Source organism: Rhizobium sp. P28RR-XV, from assembly GCF_012641385.1.
GTDB lineage: Bacteria > Pseudomonadota > Alphaproteobacteria > Rhizobiales > Rhizobiaceae > Rhizobium.
This window is the reverse complement of the sequence record NZ_JABAIG010000012.1, coordinates 119626-144995: the sequence shown is the minus strand read 5'-3', so window position 1 is coordinate 144995 and position 25370 is coordinate 119626. Positions and strand designations below refer to the sequence as shown.

Here is a 25370-nt window from a genome sequence, read left to right as displayed (position 1 = left end):
TCAGACGCGCTTTTCGAGCCGGAACAAAAGCTTGTATTCGGCCGGGTAGCTCAAGGCATCGAGAATGCTCGGATAATATTTGCGGTCCTTCGTTGCACGCACGAAGCCGTCATAGCCGAAACGTTTGACGGAGACATCGAAGCCGGCTGCCGTGAAGGCTTCGATATAGTCCTGCGGGGACCGATCCTGCATCGGTGCATTGCTGTTGTCGCCGATGAGCTCGAGCCATTTCGGCCAGAGCGGCATCTCGTTGTGGCATCCGGTCACAGCGTAATAGACGCCGCCATTGCGCATGACCTGGAACATCTGTTCGGCGTGCTGTTTCAGCTCCGGCAGCAGATAGATCACCTCATAGCTGAAAGCGACATCGAAACTATCGGCGAAGGGCGACAGGTCGGTCGTCACATGAAACTGCAGCGGCATATTGCCAACAGCCTCGACCGCAGCAGCCACCGACTCCGAAGCGATATCGATGCCGACGCCGTGCCGGAACGGCCGGATGCCATAGAGCAAGCGCAGGAAACCGCCGCGATTGCAGCCGAAATCCAGGATCGTCTTTGAGGAGAAATCACGCTCCGGCACCGTTTCGATGAAGTGCCGCCAATAGGGGCTATGCGATTCCGCCATTGCGGTATCACCCTGCGGGTCCTTGTGCCAGGTGGCGTAGATAGATGCTGCGTTTGCCATGATGTGCTCGCTGTTGGAGTGGACTGAGTTTGAGATAGCGCAGCTTCACGACAATAGCATGAATTCGTCCGGACGACTGGAGTATTTATTTGGCGCGCCACGCCCGTCGAGATCCGCTGCTATGCGCAATCCACCATCCATTGCACGCCGAACTGATCCGTCAACTTGCCGTAATAGCTGCCCCATGGCTGGAGAGCGAGCGGCGTCGTCACTTTGCCGCCCTCAGCCAATCGGGCAAAAATACTGTCGGTGCTGTCGCGATCATCCATGACAAGGATATGAGCAGACCCCCGCATCGGCTCCGCGTCGTGATTGTCGGATGCGAAGAACAGCACGCCCGGCCCCTCGAACCGCGCATGCATCACCCTTCCCCGCATTGAATCGTCAGACAATGGCGTTCCATACGCACCATGCCGGACCAATAGCGTCACCTGGCCGAGCCCGCAGGCGGCATAGAACGCAAGAGCTTCCTCGCAATGCGTCGTGAAAAACAGATAATTGGCGAGTTGCATGTCCTGCCTCCTTTTCGTTGTCGGACGAGCGGCCCACGCGGCCGCCCGGTATTAAAGCCAGTTACATCACCTCAGACGTGATTTGCTGCGGTCTCATGCGCTGCGGCATTCGCAATGGCGCCGACCAGATCGGCATTGCTGTAGCTTTGTCCTGCGATGCCCCAGGCGCCCTCGGGCGCATAGACTATATTCGACCAGATATGCTCACGCTTGATCCGCCCCTCGGCCGCCTGCTCGACGACATCGGTTACTCTTGCGATGAAATCGCGCTTGGCTTCGGCGGTCGCGAGTGCGATTTCGGGCAGCTTAAGTTCGATGAAGGCAGCGACAACGGGCTTTCCGGCCGCCAGTACGTGCCCGGCTGGAAGCACATTGATCGTGCCGATGACATTTGCCGTCATGAAAGCATTTCCGGTCAAGCCGGCAACATCGAGGACTGCATCCGTCAATCCGGCAAAAGCTTGCGCCTGCGCTTCGGACGAAAGCAGCCCCTCGGGTATGGTGAGCGTAATAGGCATGGGACATCTCCTTGTTGGACCTGCGACGGTAATTGATATATACCGATCACTCTTTAACGATACACACCGATCACTCTCTATACAAGCAATAAAGAGAGATCACTCTCAATGGAGATAGCAATGCGCTACAGCGCCGAACATAAGGAAGAGACCCGGACGCGGGTCGTCGCGGCTGCAGGACAAGTCTTTCGAAAGGAAGGCTATGGCGGCGCGGGCATCGACGCGCTGACGAAAGCAGCCGGCGTTACCAACGGCGCCTTCTACGGACACTTCAAGTCCAAGAGCGAAGCGTTTCGTACAGCTGTCGTGGAAGGATTGGAAGAGTTGCGCCAAGGGATCCTGGCACTCAGGGAAAACCAGCCGAAAGACTGGCTGAAGGCGCTTGCCAGCTTTTATCTCGGCTACAAGCGGACTTGCGATCTCGGCGACAGCTGCACGCTGCCAAGCCTTTCCCCCGATGTGATGCGCGCCGACGAGGAAACCCGCCGCATCTATACGGTGGAGTTGAGAAAACTTATCGCGGATGTCACAGCTGGCCTGCCTGAAAGCACAAGTTCCGCCGAAACACCGGCAGAGGATCGTGCCATCCTTCTCCTGGCAACGCTGAGCGGCGGTCTAACGCTTGCCCGCGCCGTCTCCGATCCCGCGCTTTCCGTCCAGATTGCCAAAGTCATTGAGCGAGCCGCTTTGGCGGCGGACAATCCTTTGCACCCGCAAGCGAAATGATGATGCATCCAAGCCGTGGCAGACAGCTGAGACGAAGCTAGCCGTGTCGTCTCAGCGAAACCAACTTACGCCCGGATCGCCTTGTCGTTCGCATCGAAGCGATGCATTTGGTTCGTGTCCGGCGTCGCATAAACAATCTCATCCGGCTCGTATTTGTGTTCGCCGAAGAGACGCGCGGTGAGAAGGCCGGTAGCCTCGGATTCGAGATAGATGATCGTATCGGCACCGAGATGTTCGACATGGATGACCTTGGCGGCCCATGAGCCCTGATCACGCGACAGCGTGATATGCTCGGGACGGATGCCGACAGTCTTGGCACCGCTTTCTCCCAGCTTCTCCGCCGGAACGAAATTCATCTGCGGCGAGCCGATGAAACCGGCGACGAAGACATTGGCCGGACGGTTATAGAGCTCCATCGGCGAGCCGATCTGCTCGATCGCGCCGGCGTTGAGCACGACGATCTTGTCGGCAAGGGTCATCGCCTCGACCTGATCGTGGGTGACATAGATCATCGTTGCCTTCAGGCTGCGGTGCAGACGAGCGATTTCCAGGCGCGTCTGCACGCGCAAGGCGGCATCGAGGTTCGACAGCGGCTCGTCGAACAGAAAGAGCTCCGGCTCGCGCACGATGGCGCGGCCAATGGCGACGCGCTGGCGCTGGCCGCCGGAAAGCTCGGCCGGCCGACGCGCCAAGTAGGGCTCGAGCGACAGCATACCGGACGCTTTGCCGACACGGCTCTCGATCTCGTCTTTCGGAGTGCCGGCCTGCTTCAGGCCCAACCCCATATTGTCCTTCACTGTCAGGTGCGGATAGAGCGCATAGGATTGAAAGACCATCGAGATACCGCGCTTTGCGGGCGGCGTTACCGTCACATCCTCACCGTTGATCAGCACCGCTCCAGAGGTCACATCTTCGAGACCGGCGATGCTGCGCAAAAGGGTCGACTTGCCGCAGCCCGAAGGGCCGACGAAGATGACGAATTCGCCATCCTTCACCTCGAGATCGATGCCCTTCAGCACATCATGCGTACCGTAGGCCTTGCGAATGGATTTCAGTTGAAGCGATCCCACAGTCTCTTATCCTTACAAATAAACGGGCTTGCCGGTGCGCACGCTCTCATCGGCGGCGAGGCAGATGCGCAATGATTGAACGGCGTCTGCCATATGACGATTGAGGTCGATATTCTCGCGAATGGCCTTCAGCATGAAGGCCTGCTCGAAGTCGCAAAGCTCCTGATGGCCCGGCTCGCCATCCATATGCAGGTCGCGATCCGGCTGGATGAATTGGCCGCTCGGCCCTGTCTCGGCATTGTGCAGCCGAATGACCGATGTTTTGGTATGCATGTCGATATCATCGGACTTTGCGTTCTGATCCATGACGATCGAGACCGAGCCGTTCGGCGACATCACATCCTTCACGAAGAAGGCCGTCTCCGAAATCATCGGTCCCCAGCCTGCCTCGTACCAACCAACTGAACCATCCTCGAAAATCACCTGCAGGTGGCCGTAATTATACATGTCTGGCTTCACCTCGTTCGACAGGCGAAGGCCCATGCCGCGCACCTCGACCGGCTTGGCATCGGTGATCTGGCACATGACGTCGACATAATGCACGCCACAATCGACGATCGGCGAGGTCGTTCGCATCAGCGCCTTGTGCGTCTCCCAGGTAGGGCCGCTCGACTGCTGATTGAGGTTCATGCGGAACACATAGGGGCCGCCGAGCTTGCGGGCCTCGGCGATCAGCCGCATCCACGAGGGATGGTGACGCAGAATATAGCCGACCGCCAGTTTCTTGCCGGCTTTTGTCGCAGCAGCGACGACGCGCTCGGCATCCTCGACCGTCGTTGCCAGCGGCTTCTCGACGAAGACATGGCAACCCGCCTCGAAGGCCGCGACGGCATAATCGGCATGGCTGTCGGAATAGGTATTGATGGAACAAAGATCAGGCTTCAGTTCCTTCAAGGCAGTTTCGAAATCCGGGTGGATCGTGTAACCCCGCAATTCCTCCGCCAACTCGGGCTTCGAGCGATTGACGAGGCCGACGATCTCGAAACCGGGATTGTTATGATAGGCGAGCGCATGGCTGCGGCCCATATTACCGAGGCCGGCAACAAGAACGCGGATCGGTTTTTCGGATACGCTCACTTGACTGCTCCGGAGGTAATGCCACGAATGAGTTGGCGCGAAAAGATGACGTAGAGGACGAGGATCGGCAGGATGGCGAGCGTCAGTGCCGCCAGCACCGCGTTCCAGTTGGTGACGAACTGGCCGATGAAGATCTGCGATCCAAGCGTCACGGTTTTTGTCGCCTCGCTTGGCGCCAGAATCAGCGGGAACCAGAGGTCGTTCCAGATCGGAATCATGGTGAAGACCGCGACTGTCGCCATGGCAGGACGAACCAGCGGCAGGACGAGCCGGAAGAAGATGGCGTATTCGCTGAGGCCATCGATCCGGCCGGCATTCTTCAGGTCGTCGGACACCGTCCGCATGAACTCGGACAGGATGAAGATCGCCAGCGGCAGGCCTTGGGCGGTATAGACGAGGATCAGAGCCGTCAGCGTGTTGACGAGACCGGCGGCAACCATGCCCTGCAGGATCGCGACCGTGCCGAGCCGGATCGGGATCATGATGCCGATCGCCAGATAGAGCCCCATGACCGTGTTGCCGCGGAAACGATATTCCGACAGCGCAAAGGCAGCCATGGCGCCGAACAGTAGCGTCAGGATGATCGAGACGATCGTCACGATGAAGCTGTTCTGGAAATAGGTCAGGAAATCCCCCTGCTTCAGAACGGTGTCATAGCCGACCATGCTGAAGGAAGATGGCGTCGGGGCGCTCAACGGCGCGCGGAAGATCGATGCGCGATCCTTGAAGGAGTTGATAACGGTCAGGAACACCGGAAAGATGGCAATCAGCGTATAGGCGATGAGCGCCAGATGCACGAGGCCGGTGCGGACAAGCGAAGTGCGTGCCTTGGACATGGGTCGCGCCCTCAGAACTGGTAGCGGCGGATGCGCCGCTGGACGATGAAAAGATAGAAGGAAACCCCGGCCAGGATGATGAGGAACATCACCGTCGCGATCGTGGCGCCCATCGAGCGGTCCCCCAGCTGCAGCTGGAAGCCGAAGAAGACGCGGTAAAGCAGCGTGCCGAGAATGTCGGTGGACCCATCCGGCCCCGCCAATGCGCCTTGCACGGTATAGACAAGGTCGAATGCGTTGAAATTGCCGACAAATGTCAGGATCGAGATAATGCCGATCGCCGGCAGCACCAGTGGCAGCTTGATCTTCCAGAACTGGCTCCAGCCGGTGATGCCATCGCATTCGGCGGCTTCGATTACCTCTTCCGGAATGTTGAGCAGGGCAGCATAGATCAGCATCATCGGAATGCCGACATATTGCCAGACCGAGATCAGCGCGACGGCGATCAGCGCCGTGCTGGGCTTACCGAGCCAAGGCGCGAAAAGCGATTTCAGGCCGATCACGTTCAAAAGCTCGGGCGCAACACCCCATAGCGGCGAAAGGATCAGCTTCCAGATGAAGCCGACGACGACGAAGGAGAGCAGTGTCGGCAGGAAGATCGCGGTACGATAAAAGGCGACGAAGCGCAATTTCGGCAATGACAAAAGCGCGGCCAGCGCGACGCCGATGGGATTCTGCACGCACATATGGATGGCGAAGAAGAGCAGGTTATTGCGCAGCGCATTCCAGAAATCATGCGACCAGCGTTCGTCGCCGAACAGGACCTTGAAATTGTTCAGGCCGACGAAGACGGATTGATTGTCAACGACGTTGTAAAGCGACAGCCGCAAGGTCTCGATCAGCGGCAGGATCATGACCGCCGAATAGACGACAAAGGCGGGGAAAAGGAAAACGAGGATGTGCCAGCGCTTGGAGCGCCTGATCGGCATGATCTCAAGGGCATCTGATGTCGCAGCGTCGCTCATGGCTTTCTGCCTGTTTTTCTTGGCTGCATGCCGACGCAGCAGCTCTAAGGTTCAAATCCACCCGCAGTTACGGCTTATGGCCGAAGTGAAGCGGTATCGGGTGTGTCGAATGCAAAGGCGAGGCGATCGCCGGTTCGATTATCGAAACAATGAAAAGGGCGAGGAGCCCGTAAGGTCCCTCGCCCGCGTGATGCCGCTATTTACTTGCCGGGCTTATACCAGCTGTCGAGGCCCTTCTGGAGCTTCTCGGCAGCCTTTTCCGGCGTATCCGTGCCGTTGATCACGTTTGCGGATTCGGTCCAGGTTTCATTTTCCAGATTCGGTGTACCACGCGACAGGATCTGATAAGTGGAGCGAACGGTCGACTTGTGATTGTCGCGCCAGGAGACGAATTCCTGCGCAAGGGCATCGCTCATCTTTACCGGATGCGAGTTCAGGCTGAAGAAGCCAGGCAGCGAGTTAGCATAGATGTTGGCAAACTCGTCGGAAGCAACCCAGCTCAGGAACTTCTTGGCTTCTTCCTGATGCTTGCTCTTGGCGTTCAGACCGACGCCGATATCCGGATGGTCGGAGATGTAAGCCGTATCGCCAGCTTTTGCGACCGGCGGCGGGAATGCGCCCATCTTGAACTGCGCCTGGGTGTTGAAGAGAGAAATTTCCCAGGAGCCGGCCGGATAGATCGCAGCCTTGCCAAGCGTGAAGAGGTTTTGGCTGTCGGAATAGCTTTGTGCTTCGAAACCATCGCCGAGATAGGGCTTCCACTTGGCCAGCTCCTTGTAGGGATCGACCCACGCGGCGTCCGTCAGCTTTTCCTTACCTGATATCAGCGCCTTACGGCCGTCTTCGCCCTTCCAGTAGTTCGGACCGATGTTCTGGTAGCCCATGGTTGCGGCTTCCCAAAGATCCTTCGTGCCCATGGCCATTGGAATGTAGGTGCCGTCAGCCTTGATCTTGTCAAGAGCGGCAAAGAACTCGTCGCGTGTCGCCGGCACCTTCAGGCCGAGCTTGTCGAAGGCATCCTTGTTGTAGATGAAGCCATGGATGACGGACGCCATCGGCACGCAGAAGGTCGACTTTCCATTGTCGGTGGACCAGGCGGCCTTGGCGACAGCAGAAAAGTTCTCCATGCCCTTCAGGCTCGTCAGATCGACAAGGTGCTTCTTGTTGAAAAGGTCGAGCGAGGCATCGAACGGACGGCAGGTGATGATGTCGCCTGCGGAGCCTGCGTCAAGCTTGGCGTTCAGCGATGCATTATATTCGGTCGGAGCCGTCGGCGAGAAAACGATCTTGATGCCCGGGTTCTTCGCTTCGAAAGCCGGGATGATCTTTTCCTGCCAGATCTGCAGATCGTCGTTACGCCAGCTTTCAACCGTCAGCGTCACGTCGGCCGCATGCGCCACGCCGACCGAGGTCAGCAGGCTCGATGCAAGAAGCAAGCCTTTCAGAACATTGGTTTTCATTTCCCTCTCCTGTTTTCCGCGCCATAGCAAGGCGCTGTTTTCGATCTGAAATCCGCTGGCCTGTCCGAGGAAACGGTCAGCGCTCAACTGGAATCGCCAAAAATTGCCGATCCCCATGCAAGAGACGTCACAGGCATTGCGCCCGATCGGCCCGATCAATTGCCGCCCACCGCCAAAGGCAGCGATGCTGCAAGAACCACCCGGGAATTTCATGACGAACGCCGAAGCGAGATCCTCCTGATCCGAACGGCTTGGGACAACGACGAGATGCGCGCCTTTCCGCTTCACCTACCGGCTGTTGTTATTTTGCCGGTCTTGCCGATGTCCGTTCGTATTGTTCCCTTGCTACGAATTAAGGCCAAAAAAATACCAATTGTCCAGCCGATTTTAACTTTCGCATATAAAAATATCGGAGAGCATAAATTACTTCATATATTTCAAATAGATAACAGAAAACAAAAATGAACGTGTCGCCTATTGGTAAATGGTATTTTTTTGGTATTGTATGGAAAAGCGGGGAATGGACGGCATCCGGAGGCATGATGGGGCAGTTTGCAATTGGTATCGATGGCGGCGGAACAAGTTGCCGGGCAGCGGTTATAGACAGTACCGGGCAAGTGCTCGGCACCGGCAAGGCCGGCGCGGCAAACATCCTCTCCGACCTGGAAAACTCGTTGATCCACATTGTCGCCTCGGCAAAACAGGCGCTGATCGACGCGAAACTGGATCCGGAACTGCTGCAGAAGCTGCCTGCGGTTATCGGAACCGCCGGAGCCAACGTAGGCAATTATGGCAAGCGGGTTGAAGGCGCCCTGCCCTTTGCGAGCGCGCACGTGGTCACCGATGCGACGATTGCGCTTCAGGGGGCGCTCGGCGACGCTGATGGAATCATCGGCGCATTTGGCACCGGCTCTGTCTACAACGCCCGCCGCGATGGCAAGAGCTGGGGGATCGGCGGCTGGGGCTTTGTCATCGGCGATCAGGCCAGCGGCGCACGCCTCGGCCGCGACCTGCTCGAGCGAGCCCTTCTCGCGCGTGATGGCGTGATGACGGGCTCGGCACTGACCGCATCGATCATGGCCGAATACGGCAACGATCCGGAACGGGTCGTCGAATTTGCGCACGTATCGAAGCCCAAGGATTTCGCCCGCTACGCTCCGATCGTGTTCGAATATGCCGGACTGGAGGATGTCGTCGCCATCGATATCGTCAGGATGGCGGCGAAATCCATAACCGACAGCCTCGACGCATTGCTTTGGCCGGGATGCCCTTCGATCTGCCTTCTCGGCGGCCTCGCCCTGGCCTATCGTCCCTGGCTTGATGAACGGCACAAGGCGATTCTCGCCGAGCCCAAGGGCGATGTCTTGCGCGGCGCCGTGGAGCTGGCAGCAAAATTGCTGCTGGGTGGAGAGGGAAACAGGGCATGACCGAAGATTTGAGCGCGATCTTCTCGCCGAAGCGCCTTTCTGGAGGCGGCACGGGGCCGCTATATGTCAAGCTGCGGCGCACGCTCGAAGAGGCCGTGAAGGTCGGAACGCTGAAACATGGCGACGCGCTTCCGCCGGAGCGTGACATCGCCGAATTCGCGGCGGTCAGCCGCGTCACCGTGCGTAAGGCGATCGACGATCTCGTCGCCGAAGGCATTCTGGTGCGCCGCCACGGTTCCGGCACCTTTGTCGCAAAGCCGGTATCCAAGGTGGAGCAACGCCTGTCGCAGCTCACGTCCTTTACCGAGGACATGGCGAGACGCGGGATGACCGCTCGTTCGGAATGGCTGCACAAGGGCGTGCACACGCCCTCCCCGGACGAAATGATGATTCTCGGCCTTGCAGCCGACACCAAGGTATCGCGGCTGAGCCGCCTGCGCATTGCCGACGACCAGCCGCTCGCGATCGAGCACGCCAGCGTTTCCGGTGAGTTCCTGCCGGATCCGTCGGTGGTGACGACATCGCTCTATGCGGAACTGGAGAAGCGGCAGGTGCGTCCCGTCCGCGCCGTTCAGCGCATCTCCGCGACCAACATGAAAGAGACCGATGCGGGGCTGCTTGGCGTCCCGGTGGGAGCGGCCGGCCTCTCGATCGAACGTATCTCCTATCTCGGCTCCGGCCGAGCAGTCGAATTCACGCGATCGCTCTATCGCGGTGATGCCTATGATTTCGTCGCGGAGCTGACGATAGGGGCTGCCTAGAGCAATTCCAGGAAAAGTGCGCAGCGGTTTTCCGTCCGGATTTGCGAGAAAACAATGAGCTAGAGCAGTCCTGCGATTCCGTGAAAAGCTGAACCGCTCTAGCGTAAAGCTGAACCGCTCTAGCGTAAAGCTGCGAAGCAGAAAGGAGTCCCGGAATCAAAAAAACGCCGCCCCAGCTTGAATAGCTGGGGCGGCGTTTTCATGAAGAATCAAATTCCAAGCAAAACAGTTTAAGCCATTGAAACAGTTGACAATCAGGCCGCTGCGTCACGCTTCTCAGGTACATAGTTGAGAACCGGACCCAGCCAGCGCTCCACCTCGGCAACCGGCATGCCCTTACGGGCAGCATAGTCTTCGACCTGATCGCGCTCCACCTTGGCGACACCGAAATAGTAGGAGGACGGATGGCCGATATAGAGGCCCGAAACGGACGAGCCCGGCCACATGGCGTAGCTTTCCGTGAGCGTTACACCAGTCGTCGCTTCGGCATCCAATAGACGGAAAAGCGTACCTTTCTCGGTATGGTCGGGCTGCGCGGGATAGCCAGGCGCCGGCCGAATACCGGCATAAGCTTCGAGAACCAGTTCTTCGCTCGAGAAGTTTTCGTCCGCGGCATAACCCCAGAACTCCCGCCGCACCCGCTCGTGCATCCGCTCTGCGAAGGCCTCGGCAAAGCGGTCGGCCAGCGCCTTGACAAGGATCGACGAATAATCGTCATTCGCCCGTTCGAAACGCTCGGCGATGGCGACTTCCTCGATGCCGGCCGTGACGACGAAGCCACCGACATAATCGCCCATACCGCTTGAAACCGGTGCCACAAAATCCGACAGAGCTACGTTCGGTCGGCCGTCGCGCTTCGACAACTGCTGACGCAGCGTATAGAAAGTCGCAAGCTCCTCGCTGCGGCTTTCATCCGTAAACAGCCTGATATCGTCGCCGACCGCACCCGCCGGCCAGAAGCCGATGACCGCGCGTGGGCGGAACCAGTTTTCCGCGATGATCTTCTCCAGCATCGCTTGCGCGTCGCTATAGAGCTGCCGAGCCGCCTCGCCCTGCTTCTCGTCCTCCAGAATGGCGGGGAAACGACCCTTCAGCTCCCAGGTCTGGAAGAATGGCGTCCAATCGATATATTTCGCCAGCTCGGCAAGATCATAGCTCTCGAACACCTTGGTCCCGAAGAACTGCGGCTTAACAGGCTTGTAGCTCGACCAATCCACCTTCTCGGCATTCTCGCGTGCCCTTGCGATCGGCAGGCGCACCTTTTCCGCTTCGCTGCGGGCATGGGCTGCAGCAACCTTGGAATATTCGGCCCGGACGGTATCGATATAGCCTTGGCGCGCTTCCGGCGACAGCAAGGCGGATACGACGCCGACAGCGCGGCTCGCATCCGTGACATAGACCGTCTGGCCGCGATGATAGCTCGGATGGATCTTCACCGCCGTATGGACGCGACTGGTGGTAGCACCGCCGATAAGCAGCGGAATATCGAATCCCTGCCGTTCCATCTCGGAGGCAACATGCACCATCTCGTCGAGGGACGGCGTGATCAGCCCCGACAAGCCGATGATATCGACCTTCGCGGCGACAGCCGTTTCCAGGATCTTCGTGGCCGGCACCATGACGCCAAGATCGATGATTTCGTAATTGTTGCAGGCAAGCACGACGCCGACGATATTCTTGCCGATATCGTGCACATCACCCTTGACGGTCGCCATCAGTATCTTGCCAGCGGCTTGACGTTCGCCGCTGCCGCCATTGGCGAGCTTCTCGGCTTCCATATAAGGCAATAGCACGGCAACAGCTTGCTTCATGACGCGGGCAGACTTCACCACTTGCGGCAGGAACATCTTGCCCGAACCGAAGAGATCGCCGACGACGTTCATACCGGCCATCAGAGGCCCTTCGATGACGTGCAATGGCCGCTCGGCAGACTGACGCGCCTGTTCCGTATCGGCTTCGATATATTCGGTAATGCCATTGACCAGCGCGTGTTCGAGCCGCTTCTCCACCGACCACTCGCGCCAGGAAAGATCCTGGGCCTTGGCCTCCTTGCCGCCAGCACCACGGAAACGCTCGGCAATTCCAAGCAGGCGCTCAGTGCTGTCTGGCCGGCGGTTGAGCACGACGTCTTCGCAGGCGTCTCGCAATTCCGGGTCGATATTGTCGTAAACCGCAAGCTGACCGGCATTGACGATGCCCATGTCCATGCCGGCCTGGATGGCGTGGTAGAGGAACACGGCGTGCATAGCCTCGCGGACAAGTTCATTGCCGCGAAACGAGAAGGACAGGTTCGACACGCCGCCGGAAATATGGACCAGCGGCATCGTCTTACGGATCGTCCGCGTCGCCTCGATGAAATCGACTCCGTAATTATTGTGCTCTTCGATACCCGTTGCGACGGCGAAGATGTTCGGATCGAAGATGATATCTTCCGGCGATAGGCCCGCCACTTCCGTCAGCAGCTTGTAGGCACGCGAGCATATCTCGACCTTGCGCTCATAGCTATCTGCCTGCCCCTGTTCATCAAAGGCCATGACAACAACGGCCGCACCGTACATGCGCATCAAGCGAGCCTGCTTGAGGAAGTTCTCCTCGCCTTCCTTCAGGGAGATCGAATTGACGATCGGTTTGCCCTGCACGCATTTCAGGCCGGCCTCGATGATCGAAAACTTGGAACTGTCGATCATCACGGGAACACGGGCGATATCCGGCTCGGCGGCAATGAGATTGAGGAATTCCACCATAGCCTTCTCGGAATCGATCAGGCCCTCGTCCATGTTGATGTCGATGATCTGTGCACCGTTCTCGACCTGATCCCGGGCGACGGCAAGTGCTGCCGTATAGTCGGCATTGGTGATCAGTTTGCGGAATTTTGCCGAGCCGGTGACGTTCGTGCGCTCGCCAACGTTGACGAAGGGAATGTCCTTGGTGAGCTCGAAAGGCTCCAGGCCGGAAAGCGCCATGAAGGGGCGATGCTCTGTGAGCTTGCGCGGCGGATACTTGGAGACCGCCTGAGCGATAGCGGCGATATGCTCAGGCGTGGAACCACAGCAGCCGCCAACGATATTGACGAGTCCTTCGCGCGCAAATTCTTCGACCTGCGCCGCCATCATCTGGGGCGTTTCATCGTACTGACCGAATTCGTTCGGCAGACCGGCATTGGGGTAAGCGCAGATGAAAGTATCCGCAGCAGCCGAAAGCTCCTGCAGATGCGGCCGCATGGCATTGGCGCCGAGCGCACAATTAAGCCCGACAGTAAAGGGGCTGGCATGGCGCACAGAATTCCAGAACGCCGAAGGTGTCTGACCTGACAGCGTGCGGCCGGAAAGATCGGTGATCGTGCCTGAAATCATCACAGGCAAATGGATGCCTTTGGCCTCGAAGCGCTCCTCGCAGGCGAAGATCGCCGCCTTGGCGTTCAGCGTGTCGAAAATCGTCTCGATCAGAATGATATCGGCGCCGCCGTCGATAAGGCCATCGATCTGCTCGCCATAGGCCAGGCGCAGATCATCGAAGCTGACAGCACGATAGCCGGGATTATTGACGTCGGGAGAGATCGAAGCCGTACGATTGGTCGGGCCGATGGCACCGGCGACGAAACGGCGCTTGCCATCCTCACGCTCGGCGCGGATCGCCGCGCGGCGGACGATCTCGGCGCCCTCCTTGTTGAGGTCGTAGACCGCACCTTCCATCTGGTAATCCGCCTGCGCAATGCTGGTGGAGGAGAAGGTATTGGTCTCGAGGATATCCGCACCGGCTTTGGCATAGCGATAATGAATATCTTCAATCGCATCGGGCTGGGTCAGGATGAGGAGGTCGTTATTGCCCTTCTGGTGGCACGCGCAGCCGATGAACCGATGGCCGCGAAACTGATCCTCGTCGAAGCCGAGGCCCTGGATCTGCGTGCCCATGGCGCCATCAAGCACGAGGATTCGTTCGCTCGCCGCCTTTCGCAAAGCTTCGAAAATCGCGCCGCCATCGCGCTTCGTCGTCTCGGAACCAAAAAGAGTGTCAAACATAAGCGAATTCCTCTGGCCTGATTGCGACTCCACAATCAGATCACATAAAGATATCTTTATGTCAACATATCTACGCTCATGTTTGGCATAGCGCAAGCACGAGTTCCTTCAGGAAAAGACGGACCGGACGAATTGCCGCCCGACCATGGACAACGCGGGGGGAGCGACACAGTTTCATCCCATAACGCCATGACAGCGCTTTCGGGCGGCGCTATACGGTTCTGGAAAAGAATCCAAGGAGGACGGCATGAACATACAGGTTGAACCCGCAGCGCTCGGAAACTGGAGCACCCGCGCCTACCACAGGCGCTGGCTGCTCGATCAGGCCGATGCGCTCTTTAATTTCTTCCAGTATCGCGCCGTCAATCCTAAGGGCGGCTTCTATGAAATGGACGATACCGGCAAACCGCTGGATAAGGCCAATCCCGTGCGCGGTATCCACTCGACGGCCCGCATGGTGCACTGCTTCTCGATCGGATCGCTGCTCGGCCGCCCCGGTGCGAACGAGATCGTCGACCATGGGATGAATTATCTATGGAACCATCATCGTGACACGAAGCATGGTGGCTATGTCTGGTCGCTGAACAATTATGGCCCTGTCGATTCCAGCAAGCAGGGCTATGGTCACGCTTTCGTGCTGCTTGCGGCGTCTTCCGCCAAGACGATCGGACACCCGCTGGCCGACGGCATGCTCGCGGATGTCACGGAAATTCTGAATACGAAGTTCTGGGAAGCAAAGCACGGCGCAATTGCCGAGGAATTCAACCAGGATTGGTCGTTGATCGACGGCGGCAGCTATCGCGGCCAGAATTCCAACATGCACCTAACGGAAGCGTTGATGGCTGCCTTCGAGGTCACGGGGGAAAAGTCGTATCTCGATAAGGCCGAAAGCATCGCGGATCTCGTCATCCGGCGCTCGGCTGGATCCGTTGGCTGGCGTGTTGCCGAGCACTTCAACGCCGATTGGGTGCTCGACAAGAATTATCGCGGCAATGAGATGTTCCGCCCGTCAGGCACGACGCCGGGGCATTGGCTGGAATGGGCGCGTCTCATCCTGCAGCTTTGGTCGCTGGGAGAAAAGCGGCACGACTGGATGCCGGACGCCGCCAAGGGCCTCTTCTCGCAATCCATGTCCCTGGGTTGGGACAATGACAAAGGTGGCTTCTTCTACACACTCGACTGGGAAGATACGCCGGCCAAACGCAACAAGCTTTGGTGGCCTGCCTGCGAAGGAGCAGGCGCCGCTCACTATCTGAATGAATACGTACCGAGCGACTTCCACGAAGAAAGCTATCGCAAGATTTGGAGCGTGATCGGCCGAGCTTTCATAGACCACACCAATGGCGGCTGGCATGAAGAGCTGACAGAAGGTCTCGTTCCGGCTCACACGCTGTTCCCGGGCAAGGGAGATATTTACCACGCCTTGCAGGCGTGCCTGATCCCTCTCTTCCCGGCAACAGGCAGCCTCACCAAGGTCATAGCCGAGGCTGGCGGCAAAATCTGAGATTGGCGGCGGCGTCCGGTCCAAACCCGCGCCGCCTTAGCTTTCTATGCGAGATTGAGATTGTGAAGCTCGTGACCAAGCGTCAGAGCCAGCGCCTCGACAACCAGATTATGGTCTTCACGCTGTGGAAGGCCTGAAACGGTGACTGCGCCGATGCAGCCGGTGCCATTGACGAAAATGGGGAAGCTGCCGCCGGATGCGGCATATTCGACGCTCGAAAGGCCATTGTCCTCGATTGTTTTCCCCTGCTGCTGTAGTCGCAAGGCACTGGCGTAGCTGCTGCGAAAATACCGCAAGACCATGTTGCGCTTCCGGCGAATCCAGTTGGAATTGTCGGGGGTGGAGCCGGGTAACGCAACATAGAAAACCGGCATCGAATGCAGCGTGATATCGATTGCGACGCCCAAATTACGCTCGCTGGCCAGGTCGCGCAGCAGCTTGCCGAGTACCCAGGCGGTCGAAAGATCGAAAGCGTCGAAACGCAGCGTTTCCTCTTGAAGCTCGATACGAGCAAGGTCCTGATCGATCGTCATGGAAAGCCTTTCCTAAAAATGGATCGGCCTATCAAACGCGGAGAAAGGGATTTGTCCACCTATCTCTTTGGGACTTCGAAACCAAGCCGCCATTTCTGACCGATGAAGAGATCATATTCCTCCGGCTCAAATGCCTCGAAGCCTCCGCCGGGATAGAAGGTCAATTCGCCGACACGGACCCACTCCGCCGACGCATAGAGATCGACACGAACGAAATCGATATCATGCGCCACGGTTTCAGCGACATGGATCATTTCATCCAGCCGCGGCGGGCGCGCAACATCGCCCGGATAAAGGCCAAGATAATCCGGATCGTAAAACGGCAGCTTCCGCCAATCGGGCGTATAGTTGCAGGAGTAGCCTCGACCACCCTCACGTATGTCGATCTCGATATGAGAAACCTTGCCGTTGAAGGTGAAGAGCCGATAATCCCAAGGAACTCGGCCATCGACGAGCAACATGCTTTCTATGAGAATGCGGCGCTCCAATTGGCTGTAAGCCCACTCCCTGTTGTAGGAAGCATGATCGATCGATAGCCACTCGGCCGAAGGATCACTCTTGAGAAGCCGATCCACATCCGCCTCTCCATAAAGAAATCGCCCCACACCGCTCGCATGGGTCGGCTTGACCACGGCAGGCAAGGAAATTTCCGACCAATCCACGGAAGCCAGATCGGTCCCGACCCAAATCGTGGGAATGACATATTGGCTGCCAACCCGTTCCGCAATCAGCAGCTTGGCCTCGGCCTTGTCCACGAAGCGTGAAAAGAGAGGATTGCGATCGTAGAGTTTCCGCGCCTGCACCTTATCGGTAAAGGTTTGAGGTGATGTCAAATTGGGAAATTTGCCGCGGATGGTACGATATTTCAGAGCACAATAAGCCCTATCCGGCAAAGGCGACATAAGCCGCCACAGGAGATTGTGCATCCGCTCGCGCAACCCCTTCTGCAGATATCCGGGAATAAGAAATCCATCCCGCTCAGCAGCTCGATCTGTCATAGCAGCCATCTTGAATTTCAACTAGAACGCAAGTGAAAACTACCAGCCCGCCTTTAACACAAGGTTATGCGTCGGCCTTCAAGATAGATGACCATGAGCACGTCTGCATCCAATCTTCTTAGAAGCTCACTGATCAGCCTAGCAGCAACGTCCATTTCGCTGGCAGCGGGCTTCGCGAGCAGCATCATCGCCGCCCGCCTGCTCGGCCCCGCCGGGTCAGGCAAGGTCGCCTATGCATTGTGGGTTGCGACGGCGGCCGCAGCGCTGGCAGACATGGGCCTGCCCCAAACCTTGCTGCGCAATGCGGGGAACCTTTCGGGCAATGGCGACGCATGGAAAACATTGGTCCGTACGGCGCTGCGCAGCTTTCTCATATCCGTCGGCATGATCACCGCGGCCATTCTTCTCTATGCCGCAATTACCTACGTTCACCACGATGCACGCCATGCCTGGTTCTGGCTGGTTACCGGGCTCCTGTCCCTGAGTTATGCGTTCCATGTATTCTCGACCGCCGTCGCACGTGGAAGGAACCGCTTCGGTCAAACGGCCCGCACGACTTTACTGGGCGGAATTATGCAAGTTCCGCTCGTCTTTGCCGGAGCCTGGTTACTAGGCCCCACCGGCGCCTTGATCGGCTATGTCGCCCGCTACCTGCCACAAGCATTGAAATTGCGGGGCTACATCGATCCCGCCTCAAAATATTCGCGAAACGCGCTGACACCGGAAATGTTGCGCTATGGCCGGTATATGTGGCTCAGCGATCTCATCGAGATCCTCGTCCTCTCGCGCATAGAGTTCCTTTTTCTCGGTGTCTTTCTCTCTCCGACCAGTATTGGCTACTTCGCTGCAGGCCTCGGCCTAGCCGGCCTCATTGAACAGGTCATGCTCCAGATATCGCCAGCATTGATCGTCAGCTTCGCCGAGGCACACGCGCGAAATGACCAGCAAGCGCTTGATGAGGCATATCAACGTGTTATCCGCGTCGTCGCCCTGGTCATGCTGCCGATCAGCCTCGGCGGCGCAACCATCATGCCCGAGCTTTTGCCGCTGATGTTCGGCGATGCCTTTGAGCCTGCCATTCCGGCGGCAGCCACCCTGCTGGCCCTTGTCTGGCTCGCCGGCATGTCCGTCATCCCCTGGGGGATGATCGGCGCTTCCGGGCGCAGCGCTATTTTGCTGCGCATACAGATTGTAAGCGGCATATCGACGATATTGTTGTTGACGGCTCTCGTGCCGCTGTTCGGGCTCGAGGGTGCCGCTCTTGCTCGGGCAATGATCGTTACATTGACGTTCACCTTGCTCGGCTGGATGGCTTGGAAATATGCCCGCGTTGCTGTGCCTATGGCAGCCTTGGCAAAAACGATGCTCGCAGCTCTTCTATGCGCGAGCGCCGCAGGCTTCTGTGTTTACGGTCTCGACGGGCTAGCGGCGCTTATGACCGCCATCCCCGCCGGGGCAATTACCTATATGCTGGCAATCCGCTTTTTGCGCTTGGTTACACCCGAAGACGTACAGATTGTGATGGACACAGCGGCGACGAGGTTACCGAGAGCGTCACGTCCATTCGCCGGAAAACTGCTCGATTTCCTGGCGCAAGGCTAAAGAGATCACTGCGCTTCGAAGGCGGCGGCAAAAGTCTGCCGTGCAACCTCATCCCAGGTCATTATTCTATCGCGGAAAGCAGTCGAACGTCGCATCGCCAATGCCGCGTCGATCTTCTCTCGCCAGGCAACCTCTCCGTCAAGGCGATATGCAATCCCGTTGGCACGGGTAAAGGGAACAAGATCAGGCAGCAGGATCGGCAAGCCGCAATAGCTGTACTGCGCGAGCTTCAAACTTGATTCGGCGAGATAAACCTCAGTTGTTGTGAGCCGATAGGGAGCAATGCCAAAATCCGCATGCTGCAGATAAGGAACGATACTTTCGAAGTCCCGCTCGCCGTAGATCGTGACATTTGGCTGAACCCAGCCGCTCCATGCTGCGCCAAAAACGTGGAAATTCACATCCGGTGCAGCCGCTGCCATGGCAGCGACGGACGCCTGATCAAAGAGCATATTACCGATGGAAATTGCATTTCGACTGCCAGATTGATACGGCGACGGCTGTTCGCGATCAAAAAGGGTGGCGTCAACGCCCTGAGGAATGACACACACACGTCCCCCCGGTGGCAACATCGCACCCAGCCTTTCCGAAGGAACGCAAACCGTGTCGAAGCATCCAATCCGAGCGGCCTGAATCTCTTGCAGCAATGGTGCTGCACCTATGCTGCTCAATAGATCGCGGCAAAAATACAAGGTGCGTGCTCTCGAATTCAGCCTTTTGACCTTGTTAAAGAATGCAAGTGCCGAGCCGCTTTCGATCACTACCAAATCTGCATCGGCGATTGCGCGCCGTGCAAAAGTCGGAAGATAGCGGCCATAGAGCCGAAAGAAACCAGCATTTGCTACATTCAGAAAACGGTTGCTGGAGCTGAAGGCATGGAACGGAGGAAGATAAGCGCCTGCTCTCAAGTTAGCGGCGATAACCTGAAATCGGTTCGCCTGGTTTTGGGACAGTGCGCGAAAACGTGGACGATCCTTCAACAGGGTCAGCCAGCTATGTCCTATAGTAACAAAATCGACCTTATCTCCCTGCTCAGCCCAGCAGGACGCGATGAAGTGGATCGACGCCTTGCGGTAGCCGCGCAGAAACGCGTGTGACGTTAGAATCACGATCTTTCGTTGTTGCTTGGCCTCGCTTATGGCCAGCTCCGCATCCCCATTTGCCAAAGGCGATCCCCAACAGCGACCTTTCGCCGGTTTGTCTCATGACCGACATCAAAACGTCGTTGAGGTTGCGGCGGCGAACGATCATGTCCGGGGCGCTGATAGCCGCAACCAAGCCCAATCCGTAGGGATATGAACCGCAAAGCGTCTAACAGGCGGTTAAAGTAGCACCATCAATCATCACATTAATAGGTTGTGGTACTCGTTCTCGTGGATTTGATTGGAAGTGACTTGGCGAACCATCAATTGGGCTTGAAGCCGCGCAAGCTCTCGCTTGCCTGCAAGAAGCGAACAGGTCATTGATAAAGCTCTACGAATGTCCCGCCAGAGGAATACGCCTGCATGAATGCAAAATACGCACTGCCCGCCATCCTGGCCTGCACCTGCGCCGCAACGCCAACTCTGGCTGACAGCCCAGCGCAGATGGTTCTGCGTGATGGCTTCGACGGTACGGATTTCGCACCGTCCGGCCATCTCTATTATCGCGATAACTTCGAGCAAAAAGCGGGGGCGATTGAATTTCAATCGGAAGTCAAGCGGACTGGCCCCGGCGCATTGAAGCTGAGTGTCAAACCATTCTGCCCGCCCGGCAAAGCGAATTGCAGCGAAAGAGCGGAGATCTGGGAGCGCACCAAATATCGCGTACCTTACGATCAGGGAGTTTGGTACGGCTTTGCCGTGAAGTTCGCCGATCCCATCCCGTCTGGCGATCATCGTTATCTCATTGCGCAATGGAAACGCGAAATCGGGCCGAAGGCAGAGGGGGATTTCAGTCCCTTCCTTGCCCTGCGCCTAAACAACGGCAAGCTTTTCGCTACGGTGGAAACCAACTACGTCGCGCCGACCAAGAAGCGCAAGCCCAAGAGCGATGGGGAAATTTGTGGTGACGGCGAAACGCCAGTTTGGTTCCGGCCAGACACCAATCAGATGCGTGCATTGGTGGCGACGGATAATAATTGGAATGACGTTGATGGTGCGGAGTTCACCAGCTGCACGAGCGCAATCAAGGTAATAAATCGCGGCAACAAGCTACCAACGCCTGCTTCGGGATGGATTGATTTTGCCATCTACAGTAAACCTGGCCCGGACGGCTCAGGTCATATCGAAATATTCGCCAATAACAAATGGATCGTCTCTGTTACCGGCCATATTGGACACGCAGACCACGGACTGGGAAAGAACCAATACTTTAAATTTGGTCCATATCGTGCCGCCGATACTACTGTATGGACCCTCTACTATGACGATTTTCGTCGTTCGCCGCATTGCGCCGATGTATTGCCGGACCCCAGTCTGTGTCCCATGAAGTGAGATGGTAGACGGAGTCGCGCCGGTCATTGATAAACATCGCTAGGGAACGCTACAAAAATTGCTTTTTTTAGCAATTCGGCCGAACTTTTTCTCCTTTCGTTAGTTATCTTCTTTCGTGAAGGAGGTGACCGGAATGCTTACTACTCATCGCGATTGCAAACAGCACGTGAAGAGGAATGCAATACCATCCCTCGGTGAAATCGAAGGGAGGGTAGCGGTTCTCGAAATCGTTGCTCAATCTGCATTGACGCACGTCTTCGACGAAGGAGAAGTCGATATTGACGCTGCATTGCTCGCACAAATTCGCAGAGCCATGCATCACAAGTGCAAGGAACTGAAACTCGACGGAGAAGACACGGCATCGGCACTTTCATATGCCGAAGAGTTGATCGAGGCCGCAGTCAGGGCGTCCTATCCAATTCACCAATGATGCCTTCCAGACCGAAGCTCGTATTATCCCTTCTAGTGGCGCTGGCGATTACGCTCGGCGTCCTTTTGTTTGTTGCGCCACATGACACAAAGGACAGGCTTGCACATCCAACAGCCAAGCCTGGCGAGCATCAAACTCTGCAATGATGTGCTCGAAAAGAACCCTTGTTACATTAGGAGACAAGCTACCTGTTCCATATCAGTCTGACGTTAACGTCGAGCAATGAACGCGGTTGCAAATTTCCAAAACCAAAGCAGTGTTCGCTTTACCCCGCCCGGTATAGCTCCAACAATGAATGGTGTAGCGAATGTCTATGATGGTCAACGCGCCGCTTTATCCTGACGACATTGATGTCCTCGCAGGCGCACTCTTCGCCTGGTGCGCAGAGCGGAGCATAAGACTGCAAAGTCAGGACGGCCTGTCCGCGGCCAACGTGGCTATCGATCTCTACAATGCCGGCTATCAAACCCAGGACCAGCTTCTGGGCGCGCTGTATGACTACGAATTTCATTGATGATCGGCCGCCCATTCGCCCTCAAATTCGTAATATCACGGCATTCTGACGAACCGAGGCAGCGGTTCCGTTTCAGTTATAGGAAGCCTTAATCGATAGCCCCTCTCTCAAAACATCGGCGATACAGTCCCGCTCTTCAAGAATGCCGGCCCATTCGTCGCGATGGTATGTCGAATCATAGATTAGCGTAAAAGGACCCTGATAACTGGCCGCGGTGGAAAGCTTGACGCAACGAATATAATCCTCGGCATCAAGGCCAGCCGCTGAATAGCGCCCCTTTGCATGGCAAAGTTCGGCGCGGCCCATGATTCTCGCGAGATCATCATATTTGCCGACACGCTCCCAATTGCCAAAATCCCCGTTGAGGCCAACTTTGCCGCCCAATGCATCGAGAAGTCGGTTGACCTCCGCCGGACCTGGTAAGAGATCGAACCAATTTTCGGCGTGATTGGCGACACCCTCGAAGAGCGATCGCCGTGCAAGGAATGCGAGCCTTGACAAGGGATTCAAATAACAATTTGAAATCACTGGTAAATATTGCGTTCTACAGTCCGACGATTTGAACGCTACAACCCCAATCCATACCTGGCAGCTTCGAAAAATATCAGAGATGCACGATCGAATTCAGCCGAAGAGAAACCTCAAGCAGATCCGCCCTACACTCCTGCCGCAACACGAACACGGTGCGGGTGATGTCACGAGCCAGGATTGGATTCGGCGATTCATCATCGCCAATCTCCCTGTCCAGCCTGTTCCCGGCATTCCGGACATTCGTTTGCATAAAGCAGGCCCGCAAAGCGGGTTGCGACGCCTCGCGGAGCGGGATTCGCAGTTCGGTTCCCCCTATTGGGCACATTATTGGGGAGGAGGCCTGGTCTTGGCGCATCATCTTCTCGACAAGCCCGCAAGTGTGGCCGGTTGTCGTGTGCTTGATCTGGGCGCCGGTTCGGGAGTTGTTGGGATTGCGGCCGCAAAGGCGGGTGCGGCGGAAGTCCATGCCGCCGACATTGATCCCTGTGCAATCTCAGCCATCGAGCTCAATACGACATTGAATGGAGTAACGGTCAATGCGATGCTCTGCGATTTGACGAAAGGAGAATCGCCTGACGTCGACGTGATATGCGTCGGAGATCTTTTCTATGAAGCAGCACTTGCTGAGAAAATCACAGCATTTCTGGATCGCTGTCTGGCGCAGGGAATTATGATCTTGATTGGTGACCCATGGCGCGCGCATTTGCCGACATCGCGACTTCGGCTTCTGGCGGAATATGCAGTCGCGGATTTCGGCGAGGATACCACAAGGACGCACCCAGCCGGCGTCTTTACATTTGAATGAGGCAAGTCACCAGGAGGAGATATTCAGCAGTTTGCAGCGACAACCCGGGTTCGGACCGCAATCGTCGCTACGATTCATGCGTTCATCTTGGCACGCCTGCGATTTCCGCGCTCCAATCGCTTGGCCAGTTCGGCAAGTTCCGGGCTTGCCGGATCGAAGACGGGCCGCGCATCATCCGGCAGCCAATGGTTTTCATGCTTGGGCGCTTGCGGTTTTACCCGATCGAACCGACCAGACGCATTCGGCATTATCGGCGCTATGCGCGACCAATCCGGTTCCTGCAATATCGGTAAGCCGGCGAGAAGCACGCTGGCAAGATTCTGGAATTCGCTCTGAATGCGCCGCTCAGCCGTACGGCGCACGCGTCCCGTCCGCGCACAGAAATCCCGGAAGGAGCCGGCAACGTAAGGCGCGGCAAGGCAAACGGACCATCGCGAGAGCAGGATGCGCCGTTCTCCCTCCTTGACGTGAACCCGCAACCATTCCTGCAAAACCTCCTCCGCCCGGCTGATCGCCGCCGCACTTGGCCGATAATGAGTGCGCATATCCCCATGCACCATTGCCTCGGGTAAAACCTCCGGCCAAAGCGTCCGCATTCTGTCCGGCCGGACGCCGCGCACATCGAGATGGACCATCGTGTCGGCAGCCTCGACGAAGCGGGCACGGACAATCAGGCTCAAATCGGCGATCTCTGCCGCGCGAAGAGATAGGGTATCAAACCGCAAGGCGGACTGGTGCATCAAGTCGTTTCTCCAATTCCTGATAGATCAGCGTGCGCAACGTCGCGCGAACGGGCCAAGGCCGCCGCGCCACCGCGTCTGTGCGTAATGTAGCGAGCGCGATATCATCGAAGGCGCCTAATAAAGCGCCTGGACGTTGCAGCGCCCAATCCTGGCGCTGCGCGAGAACATCGGATACCGCACCGATCGTGTCCGACCAGAGTTCGTCCCGATTGCCTCCGGTCTGCCGGATGCACCGCAAAACGAAGACCAGATGGCCATCGCCGTAGCGGCCCCGGATTTCCTGCATCGTCCCACGCGCATGGCTTTCTGCCGGGGCGCGTCGCCGATGGACCGGAACCAGCTTGATGCCGAGCCCATCGAGAATAAAATCCAGCCTGCCTTTGGTCATGACAGCTCAACTCTTTTCGTCAGTGAATTTGATGCTTTGCCATTCCAACAAAAGGATCAGGCAACGCCTTCGGCGGTTCCTGTGGCGGTGGCATGCTTCGGTTTGAAGAAGGCTTCCGCCTTGGAAATTGCCTCGACCCTCGCCCCATCACGCAGCATCGGCGTATTGAGATAGGCAACCATCGCCTCGCCAGCGGCGGCCTTCGCTGCATCCTGCGTCGCAAAGACGATGGGTTCGCCGCGACTATCCCGGACTATCTCATTTGTCGCCCGGTGCACCTTCCGGATCCAGCCGTGATGACCGCCGGCAACGGCTTCGGTTCCGATTTGAAATTGGTTCATAGCAACCTCCTCCAGCCGACGGGCCGGATCTGTCTGTTGAGTGTTCTGTTGGGTTTTGATGGGGAGCGTCAGCCCATTTCGGCGAGACGTGCCGGTTTCTCGGCGCGAGTATTTTCCTCTTTAGCGACCCGAAAGTGGATCTGATCCCCTTCCGGCGCGCCACAATCTTCATCCTCGCCATATGAGCATGGTGATCTGCAAACGATCGATTTTACCGCGATCAGCATGGTGCCGAAGAAGAGTGCTGCGCCCACGCAAGCCAGAAAGCCCTGCAGCAACTCGCTCATGACAATCTCTCCAGATCGGGCGTTTCATCGGCTGGCTCGCCAACGGTTATTTCCACTGGCTCGATGGCAAGATCGCGGTCCTCACAATGCAGTTCGATAATTTCCGCAATCAACAAGATGCGCCGACAGCCGGGGCAGCCCCAGAAGCGGTCGAAATATCCC

Annotated in this window: 27 protein-coding genes; 10 read left to right on the top strand and 17 right to left on the bottom strand. The window is 57.3% G+C overall.

The genetic code is table 11. From position 1 onward, the window contains the following. The 3 genes from HGP12_RS25420 to HGP12_RS25410 form a co-directional block, all read right to left on the bottom strand. Entirely contained in the window at nucleotides 1-687 is a 687-nt protein-coding gene (locus HGP12_RS25420; protein ID WP_168842395.1) for a bifunctional 2-polyprenyl-6-hydroxyphenol methylase/3-demethylubiquinol 3-O-methyltransferase UbiG, read from the bottom strand. A gap of 119 nt (nucleotides 688-806) precedes the next feature. Next, on the bottom strand, nucleotides 807-1199 hold the full coding sequence (locus HGP12_RS25415) for a VOC family protein (RefSeq protein ID WP_168842396.1): 393 nt from the start codon (nucleotides 1197-1199) through the stop codon (nucleotides 807-809). 71 nt (nucleotides 1200-1270) lie between these two features. Then, nucleotides 1271-1717: a tautomerase family protein gene (locus HGP12_RS25410; protein WP_168842397.1), complete on the bottom strand. Its 447-nt coding sequence runs from the start codon at nucleotides 1715-1717 to the stop codon at nucleotides 1271-1273. Between the two features lie 120 nt (nucleotides 1718-1837). Between HGP12_RS25410 and HGP12_RS25405 the strand changes: the two genes are divergently transcribed. Beyond that, nucleotides 1838-2443, top strand: a complete 606-nt coding sequence (locus tag HGP12_RS25405; RefSeq protein ID WP_168842398.1) for a TetR/AcrR family transcriptional regulator — start codon at nucleotides 1838-1840, stop codon at nucleotides 2441-2443. A 65-nt stretch (nucleotides 2444-2508) separates the two neighbouring features. On the opposite strand, the gene HGP12_RS25400 is transcribed toward HGP12_RS25405, so the two are convergent. The 5 genes from HGP12_RS25400 to HGP12_RS25380 form a co-directional block, all read right to left on the bottom strand. Further along, nucleotides 2509-3513, bottom strand: coding sequence for an ABC transporter ATP-binding protein (locus HGP12_RS25400; RefSeq protein WP_168842399.1), 1005 nt, complete (start codon nucleotides 3511-3513; stop codon nucleotides 2509-2511). A 12-nt stretch (nucleotides 3514-3525) separates the two neighbouring features. Beyond that, nucleotides 3526-4590, bottom strand: coding sequence for a Gfo/Idh/MocA family protein (locus HGP12_RS25395; protein WP_168842400.1), 1065 nt, complete (start codon nucleotides 4588-4590; stop codon nucleotides 3526-3528). Next, nucleotides 4587-5426, bottom strand: coding sequence for a carbohydrate ABC transporter permease (locus tag HGP12_RS25390; protein ID WP_168842401.1), 840 nt, complete (start codon nucleotides 5424-5426; stop codon nucleotides 4587-4589). The genes HGP12_RS25395 and HGP12_RS25390 overlap by 4 nt, the downstream gene beginning before the upstream one ends. 11 nt (nucleotides 5427-5437) lie before the next feature. Beyond that, nucleotides 5438-6391 carry a carbohydrate ABC transporter permease gene (locus tag HGP12_RS25385; protein ID WP_168842402.1) on the bottom strand — a complete coding sequence of 318 codons (954 nt, stop codon included), beginning with the start codon at nucleotides 6389-6391 and terminating at the stop codon, nucleotides 5438-5440. A gap of 200 nt (nucleotides 6392-6591) precedes the next feature. Beyond that, nucleotides 6592-7851, bottom strand: coding sequence for an ABC transporter substrate-binding protein (locus HGP12_RS25380; protein ID WP_168842403.1), 1260 nt, complete (start codon nucleotides 7849-7851; stop codon nucleotides 6592-6594). Between the two features lie 159 nt (nucleotides 7852-8010). Here HGP12_RS25380 and HGP12_RS25375 point away from each other — a divergent pair, with 159 nt between their 5' ends. The 3 genes from HGP12_RS25375 to HGP12_RS25365 all read left to right on the top strand — a co-directional run bounded on the left by HGP12_RS25375 (nucleotide 8011) and on the right by HGP12_RS25365 (nucleotide 10039). Next, complete coding sequence (locus HGP12_RS25375; RefSeq protein WP_168842404.1) at nucleotides 8011-8316, top strand: hypothetical protein; 306 nt, start codon at nucleotides 8011-8013, stop codon at nucleotides 8314-8316. A 77-nt stretch (nucleotides 8317-8393) separates the two neighbouring features. Further along, nucleotides 8394-9278 (top strand): BadF/BadG/BcrA/BcrD ATPase family protein, encoded by an 885-nt coding sequence (locus HGP12_RS25370; protein WP_168842405.1) that lies wholly within the window; start codon nucleotides 8394-8396, stop codon nucleotides 9276-9278. Continuing rightward, nucleotides 9275-10039 carry a GntR family transcriptional regulator gene (locus HGP12_RS25365; protein ID WP_168842406.1) on the top strand — a complete coding sequence of 255 codons (765 nt, stop codon included), beginning with the start codon at nucleotides 9275-9277 and terminating at the stop codon, nucleotides 10037-10039. The genes HGP12_RS25370 and HGP12_RS25365 overlap by 4 nt, the downstream gene beginning before the upstream one ends. 254 nt (nucleotides 10040-10293) lie before the next feature. Here HGP12_RS25365 and metH read toward each other — a convergent pair whose 3' ends face one another. After that, the gene (metH, locus tag HGP12_RS25360) at nucleotides 10294-14058 is read right to left on the bottom strand and encodes a methionine synthase (protein WP_168842407.1); all 3765 of its coding nucleotides are present in this window, start codon (nucleotides 14056-14058) and stop codon (nucleotides 10294-10296) included. A 247-nt stretch (nucleotides 14059-14305) separates the two neighbouring features. Here metH and HGP12_RS25355 point away from each other — a divergent pair, with 247 nt between their 5' ends. After that, the gene (locus HGP12_RS25355) at nucleotides 14306-15562 is read left to right on the top strand and encodes an AGE family epimerase/isomerase (RefSeq protein ID WP_168842408.1); all 1257 of its coding nucleotides are present in this window, start codon (nucleotides 14306-14308) and stop codon (nucleotides 15560-15562) included. Between the two features lie 44 nt (nucleotides 15563-15606). On the opposite strand, the gene HGP12_RS25350 is transcribed toward HGP12_RS25355, so the two are convergent. Both HGP12_RS25350 and HGP12_RS25345 read right to left on the bottom strand, forming a co-directional pair. Beyond that, a complete protein-coding gene (locus tag HGP12_RS25350) occupies nucleotides 15607-16095 on the bottom strand; it encodes a heme-degrading domain-containing protein (protein WP_168842409.1) in 489 nt (162 codons plus the stop codon). A gap of 59 nt (nucleotides 16096-16154) precedes the next feature. Further along, complete coding sequence (locus HGP12_RS25345; protein WP_168842410.1) at nucleotides 16155-17093, bottom strand: ATP-grasp fold amidoligase family protein; 939 nt, start codon at nucleotides 17091-17093, stop codon at nucleotides 16155-16157. A gap of 87 nt (nucleotides 17094-17180) precedes the next feature. Between HGP12_RS25345 and HGP12_RS25340 the strand changes: the two genes are divergently transcribed. Further along, on the top strand, nucleotides 17181-18695 hold the full coding sequence (locus HGP12_RS25340; RefSeq protein WP_246703528.1) for a lipopolysaccharide biosynthesis protein: 1515 nt from the start codon (nucleotides 17181-17183) through the stop codon (nucleotides 18693-18695). A 5-nt stretch (nucleotides 18696-18700) separates the two neighbouring features. On the opposite strand, the gene HGP12_RS25335 is transcribed toward HGP12_RS25340, so the two are convergent. Continuing rightward, on the bottom strand, nucleotides 18701-19861 hold the full coding sequence (locus HGP12_RS25335; RefSeq protein WP_205926625.1) for a polysaccharide biosynthesis protein GumK: 1161 nt from the start codon (nucleotides 19859-19861) through the stop codon (nucleotides 18701-18703). Nucleotides 19862-20200: 339 nt separating this feature from the next. Here HGP12_RS25335 and HGP12_RS25330 point away from each other — a divergent pair, with 339 nt between their 5' ends. The 3 genes from HGP12_RS25330 to HGP12_RS25320 all read left to right on the top strand — a co-directional run bounded on the left by HGP12_RS25330 (nucleotide 20201) and on the right by HGP12_RS25320 (nucleotide 22113). Further along, nucleotides 20201-21169, top strand: coding sequence for a polysaccharide lyase (locus tag HGP12_RS25330; RefSeq protein ID WP_168842411.1), 969 nt, complete (start codon nucleotides 20201-20203; stop codon nucleotides 21167-21169). 133 nt (nucleotides 21170-21302) lie between these two features. Then, nucleotides 21303-21599, top strand: a complete 297-nt coding sequence (locus HGP12_RS25325) for a hypothetical protein (RefSeq protein ID WP_149634850.1) — start codon at nucleotides 21303-21305, stop codon at nucleotides 21597-21599. Nucleotides 21600-21906: 307 nt separating this feature from the next. After that, nucleotides 21907-22113: a hypothetical protein gene (locus HGP12_RS25320; protein ID WP_168842412.1), complete on the top strand. Its 207-nt coding sequence runs from the start codon at nucleotides 21907-21909 to the stop codon at nucleotides 22111-22113. A 72-nt stretch (nucleotides 22114-22185) separates the two neighbouring features. Here the strand turns inward: HGP12_RS25320 and HGP12_RS34850 are convergent, their stop codons facing one another. After that, entirely contained in the window at nucleotides 22186-22419 is a 234-nt protein-coding gene (locus HGP12_RS34850) for a hypothetical protein (RefSeq protein ID WP_409526859.1), read from the bottom strand. A 304-nt stretch (nucleotides 22420-22723) separates the two neighbouring features. Here HGP12_RS34850 and HGP12_RS25310 point away from each other — a divergent pair, with 304 nt between their 5' ends. Continuing rightward, nucleotides 22724-23449 (top strand): 50S ribosomal protein L11 methyltransferase, encoded by a 726-nt coding sequence (locus tag HGP12_RS25310; RefSeq protein WP_168842413.1) that lies wholly within the window; start codon nucleotides 22724-22726, stop codon nucleotides 23447-23449. 74 nt (nucleotides 23450-23523) lie between these two features. Here HGP12_RS25310 and HGP12_RS25305 read toward each other — a convergent pair whose 3' ends face one another. The 4 genes from HGP12_RS25305 to HGP12_RS25290 all read right to left on the bottom strand — a co-directional run bounded on the left by HGP12_RS25305 (nucleotide 23524) and on the right by HGP12_RS25290 (nucleotide 25208). Next, nucleotides 23524-24189, bottom strand: coding sequence for a DUF6362 family protein (locus tag HGP12_RS25305; RefSeq protein WP_168842518.1), 666 nt, complete (start codon nucleotides 24187-24189; stop codon nucleotides 23524-23526). Next, a complete protein-coding gene (locus HGP12_RS25300; protein WP_168842414.1) occupies nucleotides 24164-24580 on the bottom strand; it encodes a hypothetical protein in 417 nt (138 codons plus the stop codon). Before HGP12_RS25300 ends, HGP12_RS25305 begins: the two co-directional genes overlap by 26 nt. 56 nt (nucleotides 24581-24636) lie before the next feature. Further along, nucleotides 24637-24921, bottom strand: coding sequence for a hypothetical protein (locus HGP12_RS25295; RefSeq protein WP_168842415.1), 285 nt, complete (start codon nucleotides 24919-24921; stop codon nucleotides 24637-24639). Nucleotides 24922-24989: 68 nt separating this feature from the next. Further along, complete coding sequence (locus HGP12_RS25290; RefSeq protein WP_168842416.1) at nucleotides 24990-25208, bottom strand: hypothetical protein; 219 nt, start codon at nucleotides 25206-25208, stop codon at nucleotides 24990-24992. Nucleotides 25209-25370 lie beyond the last annotated feature (162 nt).

Bases quoted from the DNA above. Each gene is read 5' to 3' on its own strand.
- HGP12_RS25420 (WP_168842395.1), bottom strand. From the start codon at position 687: ATGGCAAACGCAGCATCTATCTACGCCACCTGGCACAAGGACCCGCAG.
- HGP12_RS25415 (WP_168842396.1), bottom strand. From the start codon at position 1,199: ATGCAACTCGCCAATTATCTGTTTTTCACGACGCATTGCGAGGAAGCT.
- HGP12_RS25410 (WP_168842397.1), bottom strand. From the start codon at position 1,717: ATGCCTATTACGCTCACCATACCCGAGGGGCTGCTTTCGTCCGAAGCG.
- HGP12_RS25405 (WP_168842398.1), top strand. From the start codon at position 1,838: ATGCGCTACAGCGCCGAACATAAGGAAGAGACCCGGACGCGGGTCGTC.
- HGP12_RS25390 (WP_168842401.1), bottom strand. From the start codon at position 5,426: ATGTCCAAGGCACGCACTTCGCTTGTCCGCACCGGCCTCGTGCATCTG.
- HGP12_RS25385 (WP_168842402.1), bottom strand. From the start codon at position 6,391: ATGAGCGACGCTGCGACATCAGATGCCCTTGAGATCATGCCGATCAGG.
- HGP12_RS25380 (WP_168842403.1), bottom strand. From the start codon at position 7,851: ATGAAAACCAATGTTCTGAAAGGCTTGCTTCTTGCATCGAGCCTGCTG.
- HGP12_RS25370 (WP_168842405.1), top strand. From the start codon at position 8,394: ATGGGGCAGTTTGCAATTGGTATCGATGGCGGCGGAACAAGTTGCCGG.
- HGP12_RS25365 (WP_168842406.1), top strand. From the start codon at position 9,275: ATGACCGAAGATTTGAGCGCGATCTTCTCGCCGAAGCGCCTTTCTGGA.
- metH (WP_168842407.1), bottom strand. From the start codon at position 14,058: ATGTTTGACACTCTTTTTGGTTCCGAGACGACGAAGCGCGATGGCGGC.
- HGP12_RS25355 (WP_168842408.1), top strand. From the start codon at position 14,306: ATGAACATACAGGTTGAACCCGCAGCGCTCGGAAACTGGAGCACCCGC.
- HGP12_RS25350 (WP_168842409.1), bottom strand. From the start codon at position 16,095: ATGACGATCGATCAGGACCTTGCTCGTATCGAGCTTCAAGAGGAAACG.
- HGP12_RS25345 (WP_168842410.1), bottom strand. From the start codon at position 17,093: ATGACAGATCGAGCTGCTGAGCGGGATGGATTTCTTATTCCCGGATAT.
- HGP12_RS25340 (WP_246703528.1), top strand. From the start codon at position 17,181: ATGACCATGAGCACGTCTGCATCCAATCTTCTTAGAAGCTCACTGATC.
- HGP12_RS25330 (WP_168842411.1), top strand. From the start codon at position 20,201: ATGAATGCAAAATACGCACTGCCCGCCATCCTGGCCTGCACCTGCGCC.
- HGP12_RS25325 (WP_149634850.1), top strand. From the start codon at position 21,303: ATGCTTACTACTCATCGCGATTGCAAACAGCACGTGAAGAGGAATGCA.
- HGP12_RS25320 (WP_168842412.1), top strand. From the start codon at position 21,907: ATGTCTATGATGGTCAACGCGCCGCTTTATCCTGACGACATTGATGTC.
- HGP12_RS34850 (WP_409526859.1), bottom strand. From the start codon at position 22,419: ATGGGCCGCGCCGAACTTTGCCATGCAAAGGGGCGCTATTCAGCGGCT.
- HGP12_RS25310 (WP_168842413.1), top strand. From the start codon at position 22,724: ATGCACGATCGAATTCAGCCGAAGAGAAACCTCAAGCAGATCCGCCCT.
- HGP12_RS25305 (WP_168842518.1), bottom strand. From the start codon at position 24,189: ATGCACCAGTCCGCCTTGCGGTTTGATACCCTATCTCTTCGCGCGGCA.
- HGP12_RS25300 (WP_168842414.1), bottom strand. From the start codon at position 24,580: ATGACCAAAGGCAGGCTGGATTTTATTCTCGATGGGCTCGGCATCAAG.
- HGP12_RS25295 (WP_168842415.1), bottom strand. From the start codon at position 24,921: ATGAACCAATTTCAAATCGGAACCGAAGCCGTTGCCGGCGGTCATCAC.
- HGP12_RS25290 (WP_168842416.1), bottom strand. From the start codon at position 25,208: ATGAGCGAGTTGCTGCAGGGCTTTCTGGCTTGCGTGGGCGCAGCACTC.